This is a genomic window from Paenibacillus tritici (assembly GCF_013204885.1).
GTDB lineage: Bacteria > Bacillota > Bacilli > Paenibacillales > Paenibacillaceae > Paenibacillus_AQ > Paenibacillus_AQ tritici.
In genome coordinates this window covers 43,329-63,816 of sequence record NZ_JABMKX010000017.1, presented here as the reverse complement: position 1 = coordinate 63,816, position 20,488 = coordinate 43,329, and the positions used below count along the sequence as shown (strand labels likewise).

Below are 20,488 nucleotides of genomic sequence, written 5' to 3'. Positions count from 1 at the left end.
GGTCCACACAACTCGTATGGCTACCTCTCTTATCCCTCTGCCCAATGCCGGGAATCCGGCACATGCGTAGTCGCACCTGTACATTGTGTTCGGTTTTCCGATTACATTCGGCCTACGCAGCGCGTCCAGTCCAATTGTGTGTCGGTTTTCCGATTACATTCGGCCTACGCAGCGCCTCCAGTCCAATTGTGTTCGGTTTTCCGATTACATTCGGCTTACGCTACCCACCCAGTCTAATTGTGTTCGGTTTTCCGTTGAAATTTGTTAAATAGATGAACAGACGACGTTCTTTTTTAGGCGCGCTGCTCATTTCATGCTGGAGTTGTGCCTTGAAAGACATGTTTGTTTTCGCATACATTTTGCCCATGCTTTTATCCACAACAGACGGATAATATAATTTCCTCTACAACAAAAAAACCGCACTGAGAATGGCTCAGTTGCGGTTAAATCTGATAAAACATTAAAGAGAGGTTTTGGATATCCAAAATAAATTGTATTAAAAAAAGCAGCTCCCAGTTGAACTGGTGCCGCTTCTTCACATCACTATAGCTCATACCCTCTTCTAACCAAACCCCTTACTTCCCCACCGCAGCCCGGCCAATCACCGCGCCTACCTGCTCCAGAATGGCGGACACCGAAGCCGGGTCCTTCACATCATACTCATCAATATTCAGCCGCAGCACCGGGCAGGCGCTGAATTCGTTGATCCACTGCGAATAGCGGCCGTGCATATGCTCCCAGTAGGAGACGTCGGTCTGAATCTCCATCTCGCGTCCGCGCTCATTGATCCGGGTCAGGATCGAAGGCAGACTGCCCTCAATATAGATCAGCACATCCGGGTGCGGGAAATATGGCGTCATGACCATGGCTTCGTACAGGCTGGTGTAGGTTGCATAATCGGTCTTCGACATGGTTCCCTGATCGGCGTGCATTTTGGCGAAAATCCCGGTGTCCTCATAGATCGAACGGTCCTGCACGAACCCGCCGCCCAGCTCGAACATCTTCTTCTGCTCCTTGAAGCGTTCCGCGAGGAAATAGATCTGCAGGTGGAAGCTCCACCGCTCGAAATCATGATAGAACTTCTCCAGGTACGGATTATGATCCACCTGTTCAAGTGACGTCTGGAAATTCAGGCGCTGCGCCAGTGCTGCGGTCAGGGTCGATTTGCCGACACCTACGGTTCCGGCTACCGTGATAATGGCATTGTCCGGGATGTTGTAACTGTTCATTTCATAAGCTCCTTTACTTGTTCAGCGATGGCGGCGAAATCTTCCGGGTTCTCCACGAAATCCACCTGGTTGCCGTCGATGGTAATAATTACAGTGGACGGTTCACGGCGGGCCAGTGAGGCCATCGCCTCGTCATAATCCTCAATTAACTGCTGCAGATAGGCAGGCGCAATGATCTCTTCGAACGTACGGGCGCGCTTGGCAATCCTGGCCAGCAGCGTATCCAGATCGGCCCGGATATACAGAATGATATTGGGCTTCGGAAAATCATCGGTCAGAATATGATAGATCTCCCGGTATTTGTCCCGTTTCGATCCCTTCAGCGTCCGTTCCCCGAAAATCAGGTTCTTATAGATATGATAATCCGAAATGACCGGCTTTCCTTGATCTATGTACTGCGTGGTAGTATCCTCAAGCTGCTTGAACCGGTTGCAGAGGAAAAACATCTCCAGCTGAAAGCTCCAATCGTCCATATTCTGATAGAACTTGTCCAGAAACGGATTCTCATCGACAATCTCTTTGATCACCGGAAGCTGCATTGCATGGGCGAGCATGGTGGCGAGTGTGGTTTTACCGGCTCCAATCGGGCCTTCCACGGCTATAAAGGGTGCATGTGTCATTAACGCTTGTTTCCTCCTCAAATACGGACAATTCCAAAAAACAGACTAAATTATTGTAACACAGGAGCGCCTGCTATGAACTGCTATTTTCAAAGAAACTTTTCGCGCCCATGCAGCGTCTATATGGAAGGAAATATATTCTTATATTTACCTATTTCAGTAATATTCTATGGAGAGTAGAGGATGTCATGATGAAAAAAAGAAATCTGCTATTAAGTATGGTCATGGGTTTGACGGCGTGTCTGACTCTTGGGACTCCCGAGGCTGCAACAGCAGCAGCAAGTACAGGTGCTTCCGACATCTCTTCTTATGGACCCAATCATCTAATTAAGGAGGATGGTTCCTTATGGGTCTGGGGTGGCACGAAGTCCGTCCCTACACAAGTACATGGCGTAAGTGAAATACAAGCTTCTTACCCGCTATGGAACAACGGGGCACTTGTTACCGGGAGGGATGGCTCTGTCTGGAAATGGGAGACCAACGCCCGGACGATGGCCATCGAAGTCACGCCTGTACCGGAATTGAAAAATGTAACCCATGTCCAAAGCAGCTACCGGCGTAACATAGCAGTCACTGGAGAAGGTACGTTATATACTTCAGTAACGTCACCTGGCACAAATACAGTCTCCCCCTTCGCACCAGTCCCGGGTATAGACCATGTTGCTGCTGTCTCGCAATATTACGAGAACAACAAGCTTAACAATAAGGTTAGCTCCTGGCAGCGTTATTTGTTCCTGAAGACGGATGGTACGGTCTGGACCAGTATGGATGAACTTGCCACCTTCAAACCAGTTGCCAATCTGAAGGATATTGTCCAGCTGGAACAGAATTATGCGCTCAGCAAAAATGGCAGCGTCTGGACCTGGCCGGTCCAGAATGAATATGAACCCGAGACCCAAAGTGACCCGGCAGTGGTAACGGCCACTCCATTTTCCGGCCTAACGGATATTCGGGCTCTGTATAACAATGGGCGCAGCCGGCTCGCGGTTGACGTGCAATCCCGTCTATGGTTCTGGGGCTCCACGGTTACCGGATATTCGGATGGAACCACTTATCAGGATGAACCCGTTCCCGTTGTCTTCTCAGGAATCAGCAAGGTGACCGATGCCTACATCGTTGAACAATCTATTGTCGCCCTGACCTCAGACGGCAAGGTCTATGCGGCTTCGATAGCAGCAGAGCTTATGTCCCCGAATGCAAAGTTCACCCTGCTTGCTTCGGGTATCCAGTCGATGCAGGGCGGCGGAAGACACATCATTATGCAGAAGCAGGACGGCACGCTCTGGGGCTGGGGCGTGAACAAAGACGCGGAGCTCGGATACGGCACCTATGAATTCAGCTATAAAGAACCTGTCCCCATGCAGCAGCCGATCTCCGTTACCCTGAACGGCGAATCCATCGCCTTCACGAACGGTGTCATCACCCGGAGCAGCCTGAACTTCATTCCGCTGCGTTCGCTGTTCAGCAAGATGGGCGCGACTGTCGGATATTCCATGGACAAGGTAGTCACCATTACCGGCACCGCTGCTGACAAATCTCCATTATCCATCGTCATCAACACCGTGACCGGAGCGACAACCGTGAATGGTAAAAGTATCCCTCTACCCACGCCACCGTTTGTAGTTAACGGTACGGTCTATCTGCCGCTGCGCTTCATCAGCGAACAGCTGGGGGCGAAGGTCGAATGGCTGCCGCAGGAGGGCAGAATTGCGATCAGCTCGAAGTAAGCATCGCTTTCGCTGATCTAAGAGTCTAAGAGCAGAACAGGAACAGGTATGGTGATATAACCTACTAATTGTTGCACGGATTGCAGGATTTCTAACTAGTCAGGAACCTAATCTGGGTATTGTTGCACATTTTGCAGGATAATCAGCAGGTTGGCAGACCACAGCAGCAGCAATGTTGTATTATGTGCAGGAATCCAAGCAGACGGGCGGATCAGCAGCAGCATTGTTGCCTTTTCTGCAGCATATTGCCCCTATATCATCCGCACCACACACAAAAGCGCCCCAACAGCCAAAGCTGAAGGGGCGCTTCTATATTTTATGACAACCGGCCGCTAAAGTCACTGTATTCAAACTCGCGGATCACCTTGATGCCTTCTTCTTCATTATAAGAAGCAATAGCGGGCAGATTCACGCCGTTGAACATGTGGTTCTTCACCATGGAGTAATGCGCCATGTCGGTGAAGATCAGCTTGTCGCCGTATTTGAGCGGCTCCGGGAAGGAATAATCGCCGATGACATCCCCCGCCAGGCAGGTCATGCCGCCAAGTCTGTACGTATGCGCGAATTCGCCCGGCATTCCGGCACCGATAATGCCCGGACGGTAAGGCATCGCCAGCACATCCGGCATATGGCATTCCGCGGAGGTATCGAGAATCGCAATATCCATACCGTTATGCATCGTGTCGAGTACAGTCGCCACCAGGTATCCCGTGTTAAGGGCAATCGCTTCGCCCGGCTCCAGATAGATCTCCACATTGTAGGTTTCCTTCATATGCAGAATGCACTTGATCAGCGTCTCCAGATCATAATCAGGACGGGTAATGTGGTGACCGCCGCCGAAGTTCAGCCATTTCATTCCGTGCAGATACGGGCCGAACTTCTCTTCTACCACCTTAAGCGTACGCTCCAGCGTGTCCGAGTTCTGCTCGCACATCGTGTGGAAATGCAGCCCGTCAATACCGTCCAGCTCATCCGGCCGGAAGTTCGGCAGGGTTACGCCCATACGGGAGAAGTTGTAGCAAGGGTCATACAGCGGCACTTCAATCTCGGAATATTCCGGATTGACGCGAATGCCGCAGCTGATCTTCTTCGGTGCGTTCTGCACCCGCTCTTTGAACCGGCTCCACTGATCGAACGAGTTGAATACCATGTGGTCGCTGTAGCGAAGCAGCTCATCGAACTCGCGGTCCACATAAGCCGGTGCATAGACATGGACCTCTTTGCCCATCTCCTCGAAGCCCAGGCGGGCTTCAAACAGGGAGCTGGAGGTTACGCCATGCAGGTATTTGCCTACAAGCGGGTACATGGAGTGCATGGAGAAGCCTTTTTGCGCAAGAAGAATCTTCGCTCCGCTCTTCTCCTGCACATAATTAAGGGTCTCCAGGTTCTTCGTCAGCAGACGCTCGTCCACGAGATAGGCAGGTGACGGCAGTGTGCTGATATCAATATCTATATCCGTATTCTTCATGATCTCGCGCCTTAATCCAGCAGCGTCGGCGAGAAATCTTCTTGCCAAGGCAGACCGTGTTTATTAAGGGCATCCATGAATGGATCGGGATCGAACTCTTCGATGTTGTGTACGCCGGGTTTGTTCCAGATGCCTTTGATAATCATCATAGCCCCGATCATTGCAGGAACGCCGGTAGTGTAGGAAATGGCCTGGGAGCCAACCTCTCTGTAGCACTCTTCGTGATCGCAGACATTGTAGACATAATAGGTTTTGGGCTGACCGTCTTTGGTACCTTGAATGATACAGCCAATGTTCGTTTTACCTTTGGTTCTTGGTCCCAGGGAAGCCGGGTCAGGCAGAATAGCCTTCAGGAACTGCAACGGAATAATCTCTTTACCTTCATAATTAATCGGCTCAATCGAAGTCATGCCGACATTCTCAAGCACCTTCAGGTGCGTCAGGTAGTTCTGCGAGAAGGTCATCCAGAAGCGGATTTTTTTCACGCCAGGGATATTCACAGCCAGGGATTCCAGCTCTTCATGGTACAGCAGGTAGATATCCTTCGGACCGATCTCCGGGAGATCGTATACCTTCTTCTCGGACAGCGGCGGCGTCTCAATCCACTCGCCATTCTCGAAGTAACGTCCGTTCGCTGTGATCTCGCGGATATTAATCTCGGGATTGAAGTTGGTGGCAAACGGATAACCATGGTCGCCCGCATTCGCATCCACAATATCAATCGTATGAATCTCGTCAAAATAATGCTTCTGCGCATAAGCCGTGAACACACCGGTTACGCCAGGGTCAAAACCGCTGCCGAGCAGCGCCGTAATTCCGGCCTTCTCGAACCGTTCCTTGTACGCCCACTGCCAGGAATATTCAAACTTCGCGGTATCCTGCGGTTCGTAGTTGGCTGTATCTACATAATGCACTCCGGTAGCCAGGCAGGCATCCATGATCGTCAGATCCTGGTAAGGGAGAGCCACATTAATCACGACATCCGGCTGGAAGCTCTTGATCAGCTCAATGACTTCTTCCGTGTTGTCAGCATCCAGCTTGGCCGTAGAAATCTTCGTCAGGCCCCCGTCCAGCTTCTCCTTGAGCGCATCGCATTTCGACACCGTACGGCTGGCAATGCAGATCTCTTCGAATACATCCGGGTTCTGGCAGCATTTATGAACAACAACGCTCGCTACACCGCCAGCGCCAATAATTAACGCTTTTCCCAAATTAATAACCCCCTAATTTTGCTTAAGTTATTAGTTATTAGCCTTGCTGCTCTGGAACAGGCTACATCCTATGAAAAATCAACAACGCTGATTATACAGAAACTTTCTCAATAAATCAATAAAATCCGACAAAAAATGAGTTGTTCCGTGTAAAATCTGCGGTTTTCTCCATTAATACTCTTGAATTCACTTCATTACACTGAAATCCTTCGTTTTGCTGCGATTTTGACATTCATATTACCTGACATCACTTGCAGCCTTGTTCACTTCTTAGTCCATAAGGCCAACCGGATAATTATATCACAGTGGCGGAGTTCTTCAACATTTTTATTTCAAATTTAAGCGGACCATCACACCAAAGGGCAACCTGCGGCACATTATAGTTATTTACCCGTTTTTCACTCCCGCTAACTGCTCAGCGCAATGTTACATCAGGTCTCTCCCATTCCATTCCATCCGGTTAGTATGTGTAACACGGTCTATCCCATACCTGTCCGGCCCCCGGATCAGAACATTCTTAGCCCTGCCCGTCACTTCGGGTGCGGATCACAGACGGCGGCTGTCCGCCGAGCTGCTTGAAGGCTTTGCTGAAATGAAATTCATCGCTGTACCCGCAGGCGGCCGCAATCTCCTTCAAGGTCAATCTGGTGTACAGCAGCAGCTTCTTCGCATGCTCATAGCGGATTTCACTTAGATAAACCTTGGGACTCTGGTGCAGATATTGCTGAAAAAGACTGCGTAAATACGAGGAGGATATCCCGTAGCGCACCGCCAGATCATGAATATGCAAGGGGTCACTATAGCGCCGTTCCAGATCATCCTTGATCCGTAAAAACAGCTCGTACCCCTGCCCCCGGTCAGGGTGGGCATGAGCCTCGGCCTGAAGCAATTCGTTCAGTAGCTGATAGAGCAGCGATTGCGTCATGAGCTGGCTTCCCGTGCTTGCGGGGACCCAGTCGGCAGCAATCCGGTGGAACAACAGGCTTAGCTGTTTTCCCTGCTCCTTCCCCGGCTTCACCAGGAAGGGCAGCGGCAGCACCTCCAGCGGCTCTACCCTGCCCCGGTTATCCGCAGAAGGCGATAAGGTATAGAGCGAGAGCAGGATCATCGTGATCCGCAGTGGCTGTGCACTTCCGCTCTTCATCTCCATGGACAGCCCCGGCCGCAGATAGAACAGCATACCCGGCGAGACCGGGTGCTCATCGTCCGTACGAAAGACACCCTCCCCCTCCTGAATCCAGTACAAGCTGTGCACGTTCATATTCTGGCGGATGTCACTCCAGTGCGGGAAGGTGATTTTATCGTGAATCCAGTGAATATCTATAGCCAGGTTCTGCAGAACCTTCTCCACCTCCGGCTCCCCCCTTCCGTTCGGACTGTCATTCTTGGAATTAGCATAGAAGACGGAAGCGTTTTTGACAAGCAAGTCATGGTCTTTATGCCATGTTTCCGCCCTCCCAAGGCTGCTACACTTAGGGAATCAACGACCTCAATAATGAAGGAGAGAATCAGATGTATGAACCCTTACCCGCCTCACGGAAGGCGCTGGATTATATGCCCTGGATCGGCCCGTCGGCACAGGAGCGCCCGGAGCAAATCCAGTACCAGCAGCAGCTTGCTGCGGAATACCCCTGCACCTTCGGGGAGTCCTGTTACGTCTCGCCGCAGGCGGTTGTCTTGCCGGATAAGCTTCAGATGGGCGACCGGAGTTATATTGCCGGGGGAGCGGTTGTCCGCAGCGCCCGGCTGATCATGGGCAGCGACTGCTCCCTCAACAGCTACAGTGTATTGTCAGGCGATATTACCATGGGCGACGGGGTCAGGATTGCTTCCCATGCCAGTATGTATGGCTTCAACCACGGCTTCGCTTCGGCGGATATCCCGGTCTTCCGCCAGCCCTGTACGGTCAAAGGGATTATCATCGGGGACGATGTATGGATTGGGGCCAATGCTGTTATTCTGGACGGGGTGCGGATCGGTTCGCACAGTATTATTGCTGCCGGTGCCATAGTTACCAGAGAGGTGCCGCCTTACAGCATAGTTGGCGGCAACCCCGCAAGGGTAATCCGCACCCGGCTGGCCGGGGATGCAGCAGCAACGGCGGAGATTATGGAAGCTAAGGAGGATTCAGCGATGACAACGGAGGATCATGGGGGAGGAGCACAGCCGGTTGCTGGCGCGGCCCCGGCTTCCAGCAGGCTCGGGCTACAGCTCGCGGATTTCGGCAGACAGGTCCAGGAGCAGCTTGTTCCCCTGCTGGAGTACTACTCCGAAAATACGGAGGGGGAGAAGCTGTTCAGGGACCGGCCGGGATATAAGCGGACCGTCCGTGCTTACTGTGATGCGGTGGAGATTGCAGCGATGTTCGGCAGCCTGCCGCCGGGCTGGACGCAGGCCGAATTGGTCACTACCTTGCAGGGATTCCAGGATGCCGGGACAGGGCTGCTGCCCGACCCGTGGTCGCCGCCCGGACCGGAAGACCGGCCGGAGCTGTTAACCGACCATCTCTCGCGTTATCATCTGCTCGCTGTAGGTTATGCGCTTGAGGTGCTGGATTCTGCTCTGCCCTTCCCCGTTGCGGTTGTCGAGAATATGGATACCCCCAAGCTCTATCAGCAGCTTAATGAACTGCCTTGGGAGAAGAATGCCTGGGGCGGAGGGGACTGGATTGACTGCTACGCCACGGGTCTGTACCACAACCTGAAGACCTTCGGCTCCCGCAAACGGCCCGATGATCTGTTCGGCTGGCTGGCGACGCATTGCCGCCGGGACTCAGGGCTATGGGGCCAGCCTACTGCGGAGGAAGGCTGGCTGCAGCCGGTGAACGGCTTCTACCGGCTGACCCGCGCGACTTACGCCCAGTTCGGCCTGCCGCTGCCGTATCCAGAGCGAAGCATTGATACTGTTCTGGCCCACAGCAGGGACCGCCGGTTCTTCCGCGCAGAAGTACTCAATGCGTGCAACGTGCTGGATGTCGTCCATCCGCTCTGGCTGTGCCTGAAGCAGACCGATTACCGCCGGGCAGAGATCCGCGCCTGGGCGGAGAACATGCTCGGCGAGGTGCTGGGATACTGGGTACCGGATCGCGGCTTCGCCTTCCAGCTATCGCAGCAGCAGGACACCGGTCTGCAAGGAACCGAGATGTGGCTGAGCATCCTCTATCTGCTGGCTGATCTGTGCGGTGTAAGTTCAGCGCTGGGTTACTCTCCTAAGGGAGTTCACCATCTGGAGCCCGCCTTCCTGTTATCTGCGCAGTAACACCCTTACTGATACTTTTTCATAAGAAAAGTGTGATTTTCCCTCAAAGCATGTAAAAAACACTCCCCATCATGGGAGTGTTTTTTGCTTATTCCTTGTACTGATCCATGCTCTCCCGCAAGAGCTGGAGCACCATATCTCTCAGCCGGGGTGGGGATAGCACCCGTACATCGGGGCCGAAGCGGATAAGCATCCGGGCCGTAAATGGGAACTCTTCTAGCGGAACCGGACCGCTCCAATGACCGTCCGTAACCGTATTAAAAAAAGGGGTGTCTTTGGCGAGGCGCGCCCCAAAAGGGGAAAACCGAAGCAACACCTCGGCTGTCTCACGGTTCTCGGGAGTTTGCATCCATTCGGTGAGGGAAGGAACTTCGGGATCAACCGGGCCAGTCCTCTCCACGTTTTGAATCCGGTCCACCCGAAAGAGGAGCACCTTATCCCCGTTACGAGCTGGCATGTACCAATATCCGTTTTCGAAATATAAGCCGAAGGGATACAATATGTGCTCCTTCTCCCCTGTGGAGGACCTATAGACGATCCGGATTTCCTGCTTGGTAATCGCTGCCTCCAAAATTTCCGTCGTCCAGGGTGCAGGCTCAGATAGGTGAATCATGCGGAAGGAAATGTGGCTGCGCATCTCATCAATGTTCGTCTGCACATCAGAAGGCAAGCTCCCGTAATATTGCACGGACAGGTGGGAGCGAATCGCATCAAACGGGAAGTCGGGCACCCTCTCCAGTATTTCAAGCATCAGAAACAAGCCGAGCGCCTCGCTGCGGGTTAACTGCAACGGAGGCAAAATACGGTTCTCCAGCGCCCGGTATCCGCCATGAGCTCCTTGCTTGCTGTATAGCGGAAAACCGATTTGCTGCAGGTAATCCAGGTCGCGCTGGATGGTCCGAACCGATACGTTAAAGCGTTCTGCCAGCTCACGGGCCGTAAACTTCTTTCGGGAGTCGATGATCCGCATCATGGTTAATCTCCGCTCGTTCATAAACGCCCTCCAATTACGACAGTTTTTGACGTAGTTGTATTGTAACATACAGATTAGAAGGGAGCCACTAGGGCGTTAGCAACTAATCTATCATTTGGATAATAAAATATAAATCGGAGGTGGATTCTATTAACGTCGATAACATCATAATCCAAGGAGCACGCGAGAATAACCTGAAAAACGTGAATGTCCGTATTCCGAAGCGGAAAATCACAGTCTTCACAGGTGTCTCGGGGTCAGGAAAATCTTCCTTGGTTTTCGACACCATCGGCGCCGAAGCCCAGAGACAGCTTAATGAGACTTTTACCGCATTCATCCGAAACCGTCTACCCCGATTCAACCAGCCGGATACCGATCTTATCGAGAATCTGTCTACGGCGGTTGTGATTGATCAGAAAAGACTCGGAGGCAACTCCCGTTCGACGGTCGGAACGATCACGGATATTTATGCGATGCTCCGGCTGTTGTTCTCCAGGATTGGCAAACCGTTTGCCGGCTATTCGAATGTTTTCTCATTTAACGACCCGGCCGGCATGTGTCCGGAATGCTCCGGTGTCGGAGAGGTAGTGCAGTTCGATGTGGAGAAGCTGTTTGACAGGTCCAAGTCGTTGAATGAAGGCGCAATCCTGTTCCCCGTATTTAAAGTGGGAAGCTGGTATTTGAATACGTATACTCATTCCGGCTTGTTTGACAACGACAGGCGGCTTGCCGACTATACGCAGTCAGAATGGCTTACCCTCCTCCACGGCAAAGCAAGCAAGATCGTATACCATACCAAAGGCGGCGATATCGAATCGGATTATGAAGGTCTGCTGCCCAAGCTCACCCGCCTGTATTTAAAGCGGGACAACAGCGAGATGTCAGACAGCAAACGCGAAACCCTTGACCGATTTCTATCCTACAGCGAGTGTAACCTTTGCGGGGGAAGCCGGCTTAATCAAGAGGCCTTGAACTGCCGGATTAATGGATATAACATTGCAGAGTGCGCAGCGATGGAGATTGGCGGGCTAATAGAAATGATTGAAGCCATTCGGATTCCTGTTGCCGGTCCGATGATTGACGGGCTTCTTATCCGGTTGAACCATCTGGTATCTATTGGGCTGGAGTATCTGAGTCTGGACCGTCAAACTGCCACCTTGTCGGGTGGAGAGTCGCAACGCATCAAGATGGTCCGGCATCTGAGCAGTAGTCTTACCGACATGATCTACATTTTCGATGAACCGAGCGTCGGACTGCATCCACGGGATGTCCATCGTCTGAACGGCATGCTGTGCCGGCTCCGGGACAAAGGGAATACCGTACTTGTCGTCGAACATGACCGTGAAGTCATAGAGATCGCCGATTACATCATAGATGTCGGACCTCATGCGGGAACCCGCGGCGGAGAAATCGTCTATGAAGGCGACTTTGCGGGCTTGCTCTGCGCAGATACCTTGACTGGACAGTATCTGAAGCAAAGTCTGCCCTTGAAAACTTCAACTAGGGTGCCCAAGGGCCGGATGACCGTAACCGGCGTCAGTCTGCACAATTTGAAGGATGTGACAGTCGATATACCCGTCGGTGTGCTGACCGTGGTAACGGGAGTAGCCGGCTCAGGCAAAAGCACACTGATTAACAGAGCATTTCTGCCGTCGCATCCGCAAGCGATTGTCATTGATCAGACGGCCGTAGGCACATCAATCCGCTCCAATCCGGCTACCTACACGGGGATGATGAACGAGATCCGCCGGCTGTTCGCAGCAGCCAACAAGGTGAGCGCTTCCCTGTTCAGCTTCAACTCCAAGGGAGCCTGTTCGAACTGTCAGGGTCTTGGGATGATCTACACGGATTTGGCCTTTCTCGAGCCGGTTAGGACGACATGTGAAATATGCGCAGGCAAGCGGTTCAGCGATGAAGTGCTGCAGTATACACTGAACGGAAAATCTATTAGCGACGTCCTCGCTATGACGGTACGGGAAGCTTCGGCGTTCTTCAGGAATAAGGAACTGCTTCGTCAAATGCAAACGCTTGAGGATGTAGGACTCGGATACGTAACGCTGGGCCAGCCTCTGAGCACCTTGTCGGGCGGGGAATGCCAACGCATCAAACTGGCCGGGGAGCTTCACAAGGAAGGCAGCCTCTATGTCATGGACGAGCCGACAACCGGACTGCATATGTCCGATATCTCCCGTCTGATGGACATTATGAACCGCTTGGTGGACGGGGGCAACACGGTGGTGGTCATCGAACACAACCTGGATGTGATCAAGAGCGCAGACTGGATCATTGATATGGGTCCCGAGGGCGGCCACCGGGGTGGCCGAATTGTATTCGAAGGCACCCCGGTCCAGCTTGCTGCTGCAGAGCATTCGATAACGGGGGCGTATTTGCGCAAGGCAGAAACCAGGCCCTAAATAACGATATTAATTTGCGTAGACTTAAGCGGTATTTGTCGATTGCAGGATAATCGGCAGTGCCGCTATTTTTTCATGGATCAGTCAGACCAGCACTAAGGGCAGAAAAATATCATCAATAATCCCGGTGATCGTCTCCTCGGAGACCGGTTCATGGGTAGTAAGCAGCTCGTAGCGCAGCAGATCCGCGGGGAGCGAAATCACCCGATCGGCAATCTTGTCCAGACGTACCTCTCCCCGTCTCTGCGCATTCTCCAGAATCGTCTTCATCACCGGATGCAGCTTGCTGCCGGCCTCAGGATGCATGATCTGCGGCAGCTTCGCAATAAGATCATTGCCGAGATGCTCCACCATCAGCCCGTGAATGGTTTCCGCACCAATACTCTGGAAAGGCTTAAAGATCCCCTGAAAAAACTGCAGCAGATCTGTACGCAGATCGCCTGAGTCCGGGACCGTCACATCAGGTTTAGGCATATGATGCTTAATTGCAGCGATCACAATCTTCGCTTTATTCGGCCAACGGCGGTAGAGTGCGGTTTTATTGGTTTTTGCGCGGATAGCGATTCCCTCCATGGTCAGGCGGGCATACCCGGCTTCACCCAGCTCTTCCCAGGCAGCCAGCAGAATGGCTTGTTCCAGCACCTCTCCCCGGCGGCGTCCGCCAGCGGGCTGATTGTCATGCTTCATCTCGTCCATTTCGATTCCTACTTTCGGGATATTTCCGGATAAAAATACTATGGCAAAAAAACGGCAGCGAAATCTCTTGTTGCATTCTGGCTGCTTTTACTTTATCTTAAGTCCATAAGGTACGGTACGTACCGTACCTTATTATATAGAGAGGAGCATTCATATGTCTGACATTACAACTAATCCTAAGAAATCCCCGAAGGAGAAAATCGATCCGGCGATACTCAAGGTAGCTCTCATCCTGGTATTCGGTGCGCTCGCGCCGTTATTTGACTCCACGATGATTAATGTAGCCATCAAGACGCTTACTTCAGATCTGCATAGCTCCGTTGCCGTTATCCAGTGGGTGGTTACAGGCTACGTGTTGACCATGGGTATGGCCATTCCTGTGTCCGGCTGGGCTGTCAACCGGTTCGGCGGCAAAAAAGTATACCTGTTCTCACTGGCCTTATTCATGGCAGGTTCCGTCCTCTGCTCCTTATCCTGGAATCCCGGCAGCCTGATCGGCTTCCGTCTCTTGCAGGGGATAGGTGCAGGAATATTAATCCCGACGATGCAGACTGTGCTCGTCCAGAATACCGGCGGCCGCAACATCGGACGCATCATCTCCATCATCAGCATCCCTACCCTGCTGGGTCCGATTCTGGGGCCGGTGCTTGGCGGAGTTATTCTTGACAGCTTGGGATGGCGCTTCATATTTTATGTGAATATACCGATTACCCTGGTCGCAGGTCTGCTGGCCTGGCGGGGGATTCCGGCGGATGAGCCTTCCACACGCAAACAGTCTCTCGACCTTACCGGACTACTCCTGTTGTCCCCCGCATTTGCTATTCTCATCTATGGCATCTCCCAGATCAGTACCGGCGCAGGGCTGACTAGCAGCCAAGTAGCCATTCCACTGGCAATCGGCCTCATCCTCATGGCAGCATTCATCGTCTACGCTTTGCGGACACACATTGAACCGCTGCTGGATCTGCGCCTGTTTCAATCGCGTATTTTCTCCGCATCGAATCTCACGGTCTTCCTGGCCGGCATGGTCATGAACGGAGCACTGCTGCTCCTGCCATTATACTATCAGCAGGTACGCGGTGAAAGTGTATTATATACCGGGCTGATGCTGATTCCCCAAGGAATCGGTATGCTGCTGACCCGAAGCTGGATCGGCAATCTGTCTGACCGCATCGGCTCGCGGATTATTGTCGTTCTCAGCTTGCTCGTTACGATTGCTGCGACACTTCCCTTTGCCTTCGCGGGTACGGATACAAATCTGATCCTGCTCGCGGTGGCGCTGGTCGTCCGGGGATCAGCCCTGAACGGACTCCTGATTCCGGTAATGGTATCCGCCTATATCGGGCTGCGCAAAGACCAGATCCCCCATGCCAGTATCTCGATGAAAATCTGCCAGACCATCGGCGGCGCGTTCGGGGCAGCGATACTGGCAACGGTTATTCAGCATCAGCTGTCCGGTCCTTCTGCCCATAATCCCGGGGCGGTTGCCAGCGCCTACGATACTGCCTTCTGGTGGTCGATTGGTTTTGCAGTAATCGCACTGCTTCCCGCGCTTATGCTGCCATCGCGCCACAGCAGCTCTCTGACTCCCAAAGGATAGACTGCCTACCTTCGGACATCGGCCAAAATAACAGAATGCAAACAGCCCCCGGATCTCATAGGTCAGAGAACCGGGGGCTGCTTATGTGCCGCGTGTCACGGGAATTACCTACGGTTATTGCCCGAAGCCGACACGCGGACGTTCCCGTTCCTTAGTCTGCACATCTACCGCCCGGATCGAAGTGATTGGAATGTAGAGGGTCTGATATTCCGTACTGTATTTCACGAACCGCTCGTCCAGCTCCTCCAGGATTCCTCCTCTTACAGTAGTTCCATCCAGAAAATGAATCGTGACTTCCTGTCCCTTAAGCGCTGCCAGCATAGCTGATCGTCTCCTTCTTTTACAAATGGGTGATGATAGTGTCGATAATCCCGTATTCCAGTGCCTCCTCAGCCGACATGAAATAATCCCGGTCCATGTCCTTCTCTACCTTCTCCGCCGGCTGTCCGGTCCGCTGCGCGGTAATCCCGACAATCTTCTCGCGGATCTGAAGAATACGTCTGGCGCTGATGGCAATGTCGCTGGCCTGCCCCTGCACCCCGCCATGCGGCTGATGGATCATAATTTCGCTGTTCGGCAGGGCGGATCTTTTGCCAGTAGCGCCTGACAGCAGCAACAGCGATGCGAACGAAGCAGCAAAACCGGTGCAGATCGTGTTGACTTGAGGTTTGATTACCTGCATCGTATCATAAATGCCAAAGCCTGCGGTAGTCGAACCTCCCGGGCTGTTAATGAACATCTGAATATCCTTGTCCGGCTCATCCGCCGCGAGGAACAGCAACTGGGCGATAATGCTGTTGGCCAGCCCGTCATCTATCGCCGCACCCACGAATACAATCCGGTCCTTCAGCAGCCGTGAATAGATATCGTAGGACCTCTCCCCTCCGGCCGTCTGTTCAATTACGTATGGAATTACACTCATTCTGATATGCCTCCTCGGATCTGTCTCCTGTAATAGTGTTGGTGTTGATACCCTGTAAACGGCCCGGGGCAGCTCAAAGATACGGGCAAGAGAAACATCCGCTGTAATAAGGGGACCGCGTATCTTTTACAAAGTCCCGTTCGTTTATATAATAGAAGCAACCGTCTGAATCCCCAGCGAAGGAGAGGACCACAATGATGATTCTTGAACAGCACCGTATACCGGAGACTATAGAGTTGGACAGAAACCGTCTGGAGGAGCTGAGGAGCGTACTGCACCGGTATTGCCTGTCGCTCACCCGCTCCAGCTATGGCGCCGACGATCTGGCGCAGGAGACCTGGGCCAAAGCGCTGGGATACCGCAAATTCACCGGAAGCCCCAATCCCGAAGCCCTGCTGCTGCGGATAGCCAAGAATACCTGGATTGATGCCGCCCGCCGCCAGAACGGACTAATTCATGCCCTGGAAAGGTCAGGAACGGCACCAGATCCTGCCTCTGAAGCAGCAATTCCAGGTGATCTTGCTGATATGGAGCTGACCTTTCAGGCCCTGCTCAACCATCTGTCTCCGCTGCAGCGGACTGCTTTTGTACTGCGCGATGTGCTGGGATATTCAGCCGCCGAGGCAGCCGGATGCCTGGGAACGACTGAAGGGGCCGTCAAAGCTGCTCTGCACCGGGCCCGGCTGGCCTTAGCGAAGGTCAGGGAAGAACTGGCGGAGCATGAGGGTCCGGCTCTTCCGCAGAACGCCGATTACCGGGCCTATCTCCGGGCGCTGGCCCACGCCTATGAGCAGGGCCAAATTCCAGTGATGCTGGAGCTGCTGCGCCAGGACAACGCCGGAAATGTAACTGCTGCGGTAAGCACCCATACCGTACAGGCCGTATATTCAGACAATGTAAGGTATTCCTATAGCTATGGAAGCCCTGCGACCCATGAGCTGCGGATGGCTGCCTAATGATGATTGAATGATGATTAATACCTATTTTTGGAGCGTGAACTTACAATAGGACAGGAGTGTGATCGCATGAAGAAGGTACTTGTACTTGGAGGGACAAGATTTTTCGGCAAAAGGCTGGTAGAGCTGCTGCTTGAGGACCAGAACAGCGAGGTCACCATTCTGACCCGGGGTTTGACCGGCGATGCTTTCGGTGACCGTGTGACCCGGCTGGCCGTGGACCGGACGGATGAAGCGGCGCTGAAGCAGGCTGTAGGCGGTACGTCCTGGGATATCGTCTATGATAATATTTGCTTCTCACCGGATGAGGCTGCGGCGGCGGTGAGGATTTTTGCGGGGCGGGCGCAGCGTTATATCCTGACTTCAAGCTTGTCGGTATATGACCCGCAGCCGGAGGTGCTGACTGAAGCCGATTTCGATCCGGCACACTATCCGCTGAAGCCGGGCGGCAAAGACGATCTCAGTTACCAGGATGGCAAAAGACTGGCGGAAGCGGTGCTGCTGCAAACGGCGGACTTCCCGGTAGCAGCGGTGCGGTTCCCGATTGTGCTGGGCACGGATGATTATACGCGCAGACTTCATTTTCACATAGAGCATGTACAAGCGGGGCAGCCGGTCGGTATCCCGAATCCGCAAGCGGAGATCTCGTTCATCCGTTCCGACGAAGCCGCCTGTTTCCTGCACTGGCTGGGTCTAGGCGGCGCTGCATTGACAGGACCGGTGAACGCCTGCTCGGACGGCACATTAACCATCGGCGGAGTCCTCTCCATCATTGAACAGATTACCGGACGGACGGCTGTCATCCGGGATGATGCCGCTGAAGCGGATCAATCCCCTTTTGGGATACCGGAATCCTGGTTCATGGATACGGCAAAAGCCCGCAGCGCGGGCTTCAGCTTCCTGCAGTTATCCGATTGGTTCCCGGAGCTGGTGACTTCGCTGGACCGTTCACTTCGCCAGGACCAGTAAGTCCTCCGCCAGCTCTTTGGAGATTTCTTGCTGCGGTTCGTTAACAAGTATACTCAGGCCGGGCGCAGACTTATCCTGCACCGGTATTCCCGCAGGCAGGGGCCGGTGAATTCCGGCTTCTGCCTTTTTTTCTGTCTGTTGCGTCTGCTTCGTATACATCTCCCGCTGTCGCTCGTCCTCGGTCTTCCCTTCTGTCTCCTGCTTCTCTTCGAGCGTTGCTTGCCTCGGCGCTTCTGTCTTCGCTTGCGCATTCACTTCCGATATCTGCACCTTTCCGCGAACCGTTGTATCGGCATACGATTGCTTCGTGCCGACTTCGGCTGCCTCCTGTATTTTGAACACATTGATCTCCCGGAACAGCCGCTGCGAGATATCATTAATCTCCTCGGCCTGCTGTGCAATATTGCTGATCGCCTGATCCTGCTGCGTACTGGAAGCATTAACCTCCTGAACCCCGGCAGCGGTCTGTTCCGCCACGGAGGCTACCGAATGAACGGATTCAGTAAGCCGCAGGTTAATCATGCGGGTCTCTTCCACCTTGCGGTGAATTTGCCCGATCTGTGCGCTGATGCCCGTAATGGATTCATCAATGGCTTCGAAGGAAGCCAGAGTCTCCGCCACCTGATGATCCTGCTGCTCCAGGCTGTCCCGGGTCTCCAGCATATATCCCTGGAATTCAGCCATTCCGGCCTCAAGCTCCTGGATAATACGGCTAATATGTACCGAGGAATCACTGGTCTGCACGGACAAATGCCTGACTTCTCCGGCGATGACCGCGAAGCCCTGGCCCGCAGCGCCGGCCCTTGCCGCCTCTATGGCAGCATTCAGCGAGAGAATGTTCGTCTGCTTCGAGATCTCTGTGATCGAATGGGTGATGCGTGAGATATCCTTCGACTGATTCACCAGCTTCTCCAGTGCCCCGTAAATCTTGCTGATCGACTCCCGGGAATGCCGGGAGATCTGGTGCAGCGCGGTGACCGTAGCTGCCCCCTGCTGCGTATTCCGGTTAGCCGTTTCACTGGTTGCCAGCATAACGTCCGTATACTCGGTGATGTCTTGAACCCCGCGGGCCAGCTCCTCCAGCAGCAGCGTGCTCTGCTCCGACTGAACCGCCTGCTGGCCGGCGCCCAGCGAGATCTCCTGAATGGTTCTGACAATATCCCGGTTGGTATGCGCCGTAATCTTCGAGGAATGCTGGAAGGAGTGCGAATAGTCCGCCAGCGAGCCCGCAGCAGACAACGTCTGCCGCAGCATCTCCTGCACCCGGCCCACCATATGGTCGAAATGATGGCTCAGCTGTCCAAGCTCGTCATTATAAGGGGAGTTGATCTGCTGCCGCAGATCTCCGGCGGCGATCTGGCTGAGCGCAGCCTGCAGCTTGCGCACCGGCAGCAGGAATGAGCGGATCAGCAGCCAGGCGAGGATCAGCATGAACAGGAACACCCCGGCAGCGGCATAGGTGACGACCGAAACGGTATCATCCAGCAGCGCGAAGGAGACATTCTGCGCCTGTCCGGCATTTTTGGCAGCAGCGGTGTACAGCTCCCCGTTCGTCTTCAACATGTCTTGATTCAATGCGAGCGCCTTCGTATGTATAACATCGCTTGTCTCCAACACACTTAGCGGGTCCAGGGTCTCGTCCGACAACACGGTTACCAGTTCCTGCGTTAGTTCCCCGTATGCTGCCGTCTGGTCAGCCAGACGTCCGAGCATCTTGAAGGCAGGCGTGCCCTGCTCAAAATTCACCTTGGCGAGCTCGGCAGACAACTGCCGCTGCTTCTCCTGTAAAGGTTCTGCCTGTTCCAGATCGCTGGATTCAGCGAATGAAGTCTCTGCACGGTTCAGCTCCTGGAGCTGCTGGGTGATGGTGGAGACGGTGATTCTATTCTCCATTTCGCTCTTCTGCCGTTCCATGGATCGCTCCACCTGATTAATCTTATGTCCCTGATACACAGCCACGCCCAGAAAAATGAGTGTAATGGCCGAGAAACTTAAAATCAGCTTCCATTTCATCGAAAAGTGCAGCAGGTTCCCCTTCAAAAGTATCATCCCTTCATATCAAGCCTGATTATGCAATAGGTATATTATGCTAATAACCTCATTGTAAAAGCCGGATATTAATTACTCTCGCAAGTTGTGTATGCGGAGCGTAAAGAATGTGTTGCGAAAATGTTAACAAAGCGGCAAAATTTAAGTAAATAGTAGGATTAGATGAAGAAATGTGGGGAGCGGCAGCGGCCGGAAGTCCAAAGGTTCACCGCAGTGACGAGGAAGCTTCAAGTTCAAAGCTTAAGTGTTGCACAAGTTGCAACTTTGATTCATGGATACTGGTGGAATGCCAGGATTGTTGTATAAAATGCAGGAATTCTCGCCGCCTAGCCACTTCGAGTAGAGGGAATGCTGTCATTTGTGCAACAATTCCGGATTAGGGGGATTTTATTGAAG

The 20,488-nt window shown here is 53.2% G+C and carries 16 protein-coding genes; 6 read left to right on the top strand and 10 right to left on the bottom strand.

Annotated features, from left to right (window positions below):
- Positions 1–575 precede the first annotated feature (575 nt).
- Positions 576–1,229, bottom strand: coding sequence for a deoxynucleoside kinase (locus tag HQN87_RS25520; protein WP_173139081.1), 654 nt, complete (start codon positions 1,227–1,229; stop codon positions 576–578).
- A complete protein-coding gene (locus HQN87_RS25515) occupies positions 1,226–1,849 on the bottom strand; it encodes a deoxynucleoside kinase (RefSeq protein WP_173139079.1) in 624 nt (207 codons plus the stop codon). The genes HQN87_RS25520 and HQN87_RS25515 overlap by 4 nt, the downstream gene beginning before the upstream one ends.
- 188 nt (positions 1,850–2,037) lie before the next feature.
- Here HQN87_RS25515 and HQN87_RS25510 point away from each other — a divergent pair, with 188 nt between their 5' ends.
- Entirely contained in the window at positions 2,038–3,576 is a 1,539-nt protein-coding gene (locus HQN87_RS25510) for a stalk domain-containing protein (RefSeq protein WP_173139077.1), read from the top strand.
- Positions 3,577–3,892: 316 nt separating this feature from the next.
- Here the strand turns inward: HQN87_RS25510 and nspC are convergent, their stop codons facing one another.
- The 3 genes from nspC to HQN87_RS25495 all read right to left on the bottom strand — a co-directional run bounded on the left by nspC (position 3,893) and on the right by HQN87_RS25495 (position 7,681).
- Positions 3,893–5,029 carry a carboxynorspermidine decarboxylase gene (gene nspC, locus HQN87_RS25505; RefSeq protein ID WP_173139150.1) on the bottom strand — a complete coding sequence of 379 codons (1,137 nt, stop codon included), beginning with the start codon at positions 5,027–5,029 and terminating at the stop codon, positions 3,893–3,895.
- A 26-nt stretch (positions 5,030–5,055) separates the two neighbouring features.
- Complete coding sequence (locus HQN87_RS25500; protein WP_173139075.1) at positions 5,056–6,255, bottom strand: saccharopine dehydrogenase family protein; 1,200 nt, start codon at positions 6,253–6,255, stop codon at positions 5,056–5,058.
- Positions 6,256–6,772: 517 nt separating this feature from the next.
- Complete coding sequence (locus tag HQN87_RS25495) at positions 6,773–7,681, bottom strand: helix-turn-helix transcriptional regulator (protein ID WP_173139073.1); 909 nt, start codon at positions 7,679–7,681, stop codon at positions 6,773–6,775.
- An 86-nt stretch (positions 7,682–7,767) separates the two neighbouring features.
- Between HQN87_RS25495 and HQN87_RS25490 the strand changes: the two genes are divergently transcribed.
- Entirely contained in the window at positions 7,768–9,513 is a 1,746-nt protein-coding gene (locus tag HQN87_RS25490) for an acyltransferase (protein WP_173139071.1), read from the top strand.
- 88 nt (positions 9,514–9,601) lie between these two features.
- On the opposite strand, the gene HQN87_RS25485 is transcribed toward HQN87_RS25490, so the two are convergent.
- Positions 9,602–10,507, bottom strand: coding sequence for a helix-turn-helix transcriptional regulator (locus HQN87_RS25485; protein WP_173139069.1), 906 nt, complete (start codon positions 10,505–10,507; stop codon positions 9,602–9,604).
- A gap of 119 nt (positions 10,508–10,626) precedes the next feature.
- Here HQN87_RS25485 and HQN87_RS25480 point away from each other — a divergent pair, with 119 nt between their 5' ends.
- Positions 10,627–12,900: an ATP-binding cassette domain-containing protein gene (locus tag HQN87_RS25480; RefSeq protein ID WP_436836496.1), complete on the top strand. Its 2,274-nt coding sequence runs from the start codon at positions 10,627–10,629 to the stop codon at positions 12,898–12,900.
- 84 nt (positions 12,901–12,984) lie between these two features.
- On the opposite strand, the gene HQN87_RS25475 is transcribed toward HQN87_RS25480, so the two are convergent.
- Positions 12,985–13,596: a TetR/AcrR family transcriptional regulator gene (locus tag HQN87_RS25475; protein WP_173139067.1), complete on the bottom strand. Its 612-nt coding sequence runs from the start codon at positions 13,594–13,596 to the stop codon at positions 12,985–12,987.
- Between the two features lie 154 nt (positions 13,597–13,750).
- On the opposite strand from HQN87_RS25475, the gene HQN87_RS25470 reads away from it, so the two are divergent.
- Entirely contained in the window at positions 13,751–15,196 is a 1,446-nt protein-coding gene (locus HQN87_RS25470; RefSeq protein ID WP_173139065.1) for an MDR family MFS transporter, read from the top strand.
- Between the two features lie 114 nt (positions 15,197–15,310).
- Here the strand turns inward: HQN87_RS25470 and HQN87_RS25465 are convergent, their stop codons facing one another.
- Both HQN87_RS25465 and HQN87_RS25460 read right to left on the bottom strand, forming a co-directional pair.
- The gene (locus HQN87_RS25465; RefSeq protein WP_173139063.1) at positions 15,311–15,517 is read right to left on the bottom strand and encodes a hypothetical protein; all 207 of its coding nucleotides are present in this window, start codon (positions 15,515–15,517) and stop codon (positions 15,311–15,313) included.
- Between the two features lie 19 nt (positions 15,518–15,536).
- Positions 15,537–16,118, bottom strand: coding sequence for an ATP-dependent Clp protease proteolytic subunit (locus tag HQN87_RS25460; protein ID WP_173139061.1), 582 nt, complete (start codon positions 16,116–16,118; stop codon positions 15,537–15,539).
- Between the two features lie 194 nt (positions 16,119–16,312).
- On the opposite strand from HQN87_RS25460, the gene HQN87_RS25455 reads away from it, so the two are divergent.
- Positions 16,313–17,074: an RNA polymerase sigma factor gene (locus HQN87_RS25455; protein WP_173139059.1), complete on the top strand. Its 762-nt coding sequence runs from the start codon at positions 16,313–16,315 to the stop codon at positions 17,072–17,074.
- A 69-nt stretch (positions 17,075–17,143) separates the two neighbouring features.
- Positions 17,144–18,043: an NAD-dependent epimerase/dehydratase family protein gene (locus HQN87_RS25450; protein WP_173139057.1), complete on the top strand. Its 900-nt coding sequence runs from the start codon at positions 17,144–17,146 to the stop codon at positions 18,041–18,043.
- Here the strand turns inward: HQN87_RS25450 and HQN87_RS25445 are convergent.
- Positions 18,023–20,056: a methyl-accepting chemotaxis protein gene (locus tag HQN87_RS25445; RefSeq protein ID WP_173139055.1), complete on the bottom strand. Its 2,034-nt coding sequence runs from the start codon at positions 20,054–20,056 to the stop codon at positions 18,023–18,025. The genes HQN87_RS25450 and HQN87_RS25445 overlap by 21 nt on opposite strands.
- Positions 20,057–20,488 lie beyond the last annotated feature (432 nt).